At 76.6% G+C, this 5,865-nt stretch carries 4 protein-coding genes; 3 read left to right on the top strand and 1 reads right to left on the bottom strand.

The window, feature by feature from the left end; all coding sequences use genetic code 11:
• Window positions 1–57 precede the first annotated feature (57 nt).
• From ABZW03_RS36115 to ABZW03_RS36105, 3 genes are all read left to right on the top strand, one after another.
• Window positions 58–2,559: a helix-turn-helix transcriptional regulator gene (locus ABZW03_RS36115; RefSeq protein WP_355268260.1), complete on the top strand. Its 2,502-nt coding sequence runs from the start codon at window positions 58–60 to the stop codon at window positions 2,557–2,559.
• 125 nt (window positions 2,560–2,684) lie between these two features.
• Window positions 2,685–3,449 carry a sporulation protein gene (locus ABZW03_RS36110; protein WP_355268257.1) on the top strand — a complete coding sequence of 255 codons (765 nt, stop codon included), beginning with the start codon at window positions 2,685–2,687 and terminating at the stop codon, window positions 3,447–3,449.
• Between the two features lie 165 nt (window positions 3,450–3,614).
• Entirely contained in the window at window positions 3,615–5,246 is a 1,632-nt protein-coding gene (locus ABZW03_RS36105; protein ID WP_355268255.1) for an alpha/beta hydrolase, read from the top strand.
• A gap of 51 nt (window positions 5,247–5,297) precedes the next feature.
• Here ABZW03_RS36105 and ABZW03_RS36100 read toward each other — a convergent pair whose 3' ends face one another.
• The gene (locus ABZW03_RS36100; RefSeq protein WP_355268252.1) at window positions 5,298–5,750 is read right to left on the bottom strand and encodes a hypothetical protein; all 453 of its coding nucleotides are present in this window, start codon (window positions 5,748–5,750) and stop codon (window positions 5,298–5,300) included.
• Window positions 5,751–5,865 lie beyond the last annotated feature (115 nt).

Genomic DNA, 5,865 nt, shown 5'->3' with positions numbered 1-5,865 from the left:
TGATCTTCGCGGACTCCAAGTCCGCGAAGATCACCGCCAACGCATCACAGCGTGCAGTTGATCAATTACCCAACACTTTCTCAGGCGCAGGCGCTGCTGGGGGCCTTCGGCATGGCGGAGCCGTCCCCCGGCGCCTGCGGGCCCCAGCTCTTCCTGCTGTCCCTGGCCACCCTCGGCCTGCTCGGCGCGGCGGCCGCCGAAGCCCCCGTGGTGGTGGTCGTGGACGACGCCCAGTGGCTGGACGAACCGACCCGGGACGTCCTCGGGTTCGTCGCACGCCGCCTCGGCGCCGAACCCGTCGGCCTGCTCGTCGCCGTCCGCGAGGACCGTACGGTGTGGCGGGGCACCCCCGGCATCCGCGAACTGCACCTCGTGCCCCTGGCGCCGGCCGCGGCCGACGCCCTGCTGGACGCCCGCCACCCCGCCCTCACCCCGGGGACGCGCCGCCGGGTGGCGGAGCTGTCGGCCGGCAACCCCCTCGCACTGACCGAACTCCCGCTCACCCTGGGGGCGCACGGGGCACCCGCGGACCCCGGGGTGCTGCCCGAGCTCGCGCTCACCACCCGGCTGGAACGCGCCTTCTCCGTGTCGCTGGCCGACCTTCCGCCCGACACGCGGCACGCGCTGCTGGTCGCGGCCACCGCCGACGACGGCGCACTGACCGAAGTGCTCGCCGCGGCTTCGGCGCTGACGGGCGCCGAGACCTCCGTACGGTCCCTGGAGCCCGCCATGGCCGCGGGCCTGGTGCGCGTCGACGGGTTCCGGATCGACTTCACCCACCCGCTGGTGCGCTCCGCCGTCCTGGGCTCGGCCCCGCTGGCGGACCGTCTCGCCGCCCACGACGCGCTGGCCCGCACCCTCCGGGGACAGCCCGACCGGCAGGCCTGGCACCGGGCCGCGGCCGGCGGCCGTCCCGACGAAGCGGTGGCGCGGCAACTGGACCGGGCCGCGTTCAGCGCGAAGGAGCGCGGCGCCGCCGCGGCCGCCCTGACCGCGCTGGAACGCGCCACCGCGCTGAGCGAGGTGCCGTCGGGCAGTGTGGCCCGCCTCCTCGGCGCCGCGGAACTGCGCTTCGAACTCGGGCAGGCGGACCGCGTGTCGGAGCTGCTCCAGCAGGCCGAATCGCTGGGCCCGGACGTGCTGGAGCGGGCCCGCGTGGTCCTGCTGCGCGAATGGCTGGAGTCGGAGTCCGACACGAGCACGTCCCGGATCCACCTGCTGGTCGCCACGGCCGAGCAGGCCGCCGAGGCCGGCGATCCCGAACTCGCGCTGCGGCTGCTGCGCGTGGCCGCGTGGCGGTGCTGGTGGGCGGACCCGGGGCGAGAGCTGCGGGAGCGCGTCGTGACGGCCGCCGAACGGCTGCCGGTCCCGGAACTCCACCCGGACCTGGTGTGCACGCTGGCGGGGGCCGCCCCGCTGGAGGCGTCGGCGACGGTGATCGACCGGCTGCGGCGCCTCGAACGTGAGGGCGGGTACGACGTCGTGACCGCCGCCACGCTGGCCAACGCGGCCATCATGGTGAACGGGTTCGACCACGTCACCGGATTCGCCCGCCACGCGGCGGACGGACTGCGCCGTCAGGGGCGCCGGGGCCCGCTGACCAAGACCCTGGTGCTCCTCGCCCTCGCCACCGTGCACACCGTCGACCGGGAGACCGGACTCCCGGCGGCGGCCGAGGCCGCCCGGCTGGCCGAGGAGACCGCGCAACCACGGTGGCTGACCGGTGCGCGGGTGGCGAAGGCGCAGTTCGCCGCGCTGCGCGGGGACGTGGACACCGCGCTGGTCGCGATCGGCGAGGCGGAGGGCCAGGGGCTGACCGTGGTCGACCCCTCCAAGCTCGCCTACATCCAGATCACCCGCGGCCTCATCGGCCTCGCCGCGGGCCGTTTCGCCGAGGCGTTCTCCTGCGTCTGGCGGGTCTTCGACCCGGCCGATCCCTCCTACCACCCGTTCATGCAGACCCTGGCCATCACCGAGTTGGCCGAGGCCGCCACCGGCGACGACGAGCGCGCCATGGCGAAGGCCGCCCTGCGCCGGCTCCTCGCGGCCGCCGGGACGAGCGAGGTCCAGACGATCCGGGTGAGCCTGGGATTCGCCCGGGCGCTGCTCGCCGACGACGAGCACGCCGAGGAGCACTTCCGGTCGGCGTTCGACCTGGACATGTCCCGCACCCCCTTCGTCCGTGCCCGGCTGATGCTCGCCTACGGCACCTGGCTCCGGCGGCGGCGCCGGGTGATGGAGGCCCGCACCCCGCTGCGGATCGCCCGGGAGTCCTTCGCGGCCATGGGCGTGGAGCCCTGGCGTGAGCGGGCGGCCCAGGAGCTCCGCTCGGCCGGCGAGGGCAGCAGGGGCCAAGGCCGCCCCGACCGGGACCTGCTCACGCCCCAGGAGGTCCAGATCGCCCGGCTGGCGGCGCAGGGGCTCTCCAACAAGGAGATCGGCCGTCAGCTGCACCTGTCGCCCCGGACGATCGGCACGCACCTGTACCGGGCCTTCCCGAAGCTCGGGATCACCTCCCGCAGCCAGCTGAGCGAGAGGCTGGGCACGGACTGGGCCTGACCCGTCCGGTCGGCGGGCGGGTGGGCGCCCGGAGACGTTCCGGCTGGACCGCCGGTCGGTGGCAAAGCGCAGGCAAAGTACGATCGGCGCGTTCGCTTCCCCGGTTCTGTGAGGAGTGCCCCCGGATGGTGTTCAAGCGGCTTCTCGGCGCCCTGGGCGTCGGTGGACCCACCGTGGACACGGTGCTGTCCACCCCGACCGTCCACCCCGGTGGCACCGTGCACGGCCAGGTCGTCCTGGTCGGCGGCAGCCGTGACGCCGAGATCAACGGCATCACGCTCTGCCTGGCCGCCCGGGTCGAGGTCGAGCACGAGGACGGCGAGAGCCACACCGTCAAGGAGTTCGCCCAGCAACGGGTCTGCGGCCCGCTGCGGCTGGCCGCCGGGGAGCAGCGCGCCGTCCCGTTCGCGTTCCCCGTGCCGTGGGAGGCGCCGCTGACCGTGATCGGGGGCCATCACCTGACGGGCATGGCGCTCGGGGTCCGTACCGACGTGGACATCGCCGGCCAGCTGGACCGCGGGGACATGGATCCGCTCGCGGTGGAGCCGCTGCCGGCGCAGCAGCGGGTGCTGGAGGCGCTGGCGGCGCTCGGCTTCCACTTCCACCGGGCCGATCTGGAGGCCGGCCGGATCCACGGCACGGGCCAGACGCTGCCGTTCTACCAGGAGATCGAGTACAAGGCGGCGCCGCAGTTCGCCCGGGTCTGCAACGAGATCGAGCTGTCCTTCGTCACCGGCCCGCACCGGGTCGAGGTGGTGCTGGAGTTCGACAAGCGCGGCATGTTCCACGGCGGCGACTCGGTGCGCACGTTCGTGCTGGACCACGCGGCCGGGCAGCACGACCTGACCGGCACGGTGGACGGCTGGATCCGCGGCGTGCTGGGCCACTGACCGGGCCCTGACCGGGCCCTGGGCGTGGCCCGGTGGCCAGCGGCCGCTGCCAGCGGGATGCCAGCGCTCTGCCAGCGGGGTGCGGAACCGTCGCACGTGCCGGGCGGTGCGCTGCGACCGAGGAGCGCCGTCGACTGCCCGGACCGTCGACGAAAGGGCAGCCGCGTGACTCGCACCTCTTCTTCCACCGGCCCGGCCGCAGGACCGCGCCGGCCCAGGGCCTCCCGCGCCGCGGACCGGCGGCGGCAGGCGGCCTCCTGGCGGCTCGTCGCCGGTGCCGCCGCGGCCGTGCTGCTGGCCGCCGTGTGCCCGGCGGCCGCGGTGGCCGCGCCGGACACCGTCCCGGTGCCGCGCCTCGCCTGGGCGGCGTGCGCGGACGGCTTCGAGTGCGCGACCGCCCGCGTCCCGCTGGACCACCGCGACCCGCGCGGCGCCGGGATCGACCTCGCCGTCATCCGGCACCCGGCCACCGACCGGGCGCACCGGATCGGCTCGCTGTTCTACAACCCCGGCGGCCCGGCCGTGCCCGGCACCGCGGCCCTGCCCACGACGCTCGGCCAGTTCCCCGAGGAGGTGCGCCGGCGCTTCGACATCGTCGGCTTCGACCCGCGCGGCACCGGTGGCAGCGCGCCCGTCCGGTGCTTCGACGACCCGGCGGAGGAGCAGGCCCTGCTGGCGGGCACGGCCGCCGGCTACCCCGAGGGCGCGGACCAGCAGAGCGCCTGGGCCGACGCCTACCAGCGCCTCGCCCGGCAGTGCGCGGCCCGCAACCCCGCCCTGCTGCCGCACATCTCCACCGCGAACGTGGCCCGGGACCTGGACCTGCTGCGCCGCGCGGTCGGCGACCGGCGGCTCAGCTACCTGGGCACCTCGTACGGCAGCTACCTCGGCGCCACCTACGCCAACCTGTTCCCCGGCCGGGTCCGCGCGATGGTCCTCGACAGTGCCCCGGACCCGGTCGCCTGGTCGACCGGCCGCGCGGACCAGGCCGCCACCACGGGCACCCTGCTGCGCAACGGCAGCGACGTGGCCACCGCCCGCGTCCTGGACGCCTTCCTCGACCGGTGCGGCCAGGCCGGCCCCGGGACCTGCGCCTTCTCCGCCGGGACGGCCGCCGCGACCCGGGCCCGGTACGGCGAGCTGCTCCAACGGCTGCGCACCCGGCCGGTCGCACTCGGCGGGACGACCTTCACCGCCGGCTCGGCCGTGGAGGCGACGATCGTCTCGCTGTACGCCACCAACCCCGTCGCGGGGCTGCCCACCGGCTGGACCCGGCTCGGCGCCGTGCTCCAGGCGCTCTGGGCCGCCACCGAGGCGCCTGCCGCGCCGGGCACCCCGCTGCCGCCCGTCCTCCGCCAGTCCCCGGACCAGGCGCTGGCGGTGGTCTGCTCGGACAGCGCCAACCCGCCCGCCCGGGCCGACTACCCCGCGCTGGCCGCGTCCGCCCGGGCCCGCTCCGGCGAGGTGGGCCCGTACTTCGCCTGGGCCGACGAGCGCTGCGCCGACTGGCCCGCCCGGGACCGCGACCGCTACGACGGCCCGTGGGACCGGCCGACCGCCCGGCCGGTCCTGGTGGTCGCCAACACCGGTGACCCGGCCATGCCGTACGAGGGGTCCCGCGCGATGGCCCGCTCGCTCGCCGGCGCGCGGCTGCTGACCGTCGACGGCTACGGCCACACCGTGCTGGCCAACCCCAGCGACTGCGCCGCCGAGCACGAGAGCCGCTACCTGGTCGACGGCGTCCTGCCCGCGCCCGGGACGGTCTGCGCCCCCACCGAGCCGCCGTTCAGCGGCTGATCGCGCATCCGGCCGGCCGCCCCGGGGGGCCGACGTGCCGTCGAGGGCCGGTCAGTCCGCTTCCAGGGCCAGCGACTCCGGCCGCGGCAGCGCCCGGCCGCGCTCCCAGGCGGCCCGGAAGCCGGCCTCCCCCAGGGCCTCGGCGCAGCCGTCCAGGACGGCCCGCAGCTCCGGGTCGCCCGCGTCGTGGGCCCCGCGCAGGCCGTACGCGGCGCCCAGTGCCGCCGCCCCGCGTGCCGCCTCGCCGCGTGCGAGGCAGTACTCGGCGAACCCCTCCAGCACGTCCGCCCGCACGGGCTGGTCGCCGCTGCCGGCGGCCAGCTCCAGGGCCCGGCGGTGCAGCGGGCCGGCCGCGTCCGGCGCGCCGCGCCGCTGCTGGGTGCGGGCCAGGCCGGTGTGCAGCAGGGCGAGCAGGTGCAGGCGGGCGGGGGCGCCGGGGCCCGCCGCCGGCAGCGGCTCCAGGCGCCGCAGCGTCTCCTGCTGGCCGTGCAGCGCCTCCTCCAAGTCCCCTACGCGTCGGGCGAGTTCGCCGAGTGCGTAGCGGGCGGCGGCCTGCAGGTGCGGGTCCCTGGCCCGTTCCGCCGCTGTGCACGGCGGCGGTCAGCAGGGCAGATCGGAA

Origin of the sequence: Kitasatospora sp. NPDC004799 (assembly GCF_040609095.1) — a bacterium.
In the GTDB taxonomy this organism is placed as follows: Bacteria; Actinomycetota; Actinomycetes; order Streptomycetales; family Streptomycetaceae; genus Kitasatospora.
This window is presented reverse-complemented; position numbering and strand designations above follow the sequence as displayed.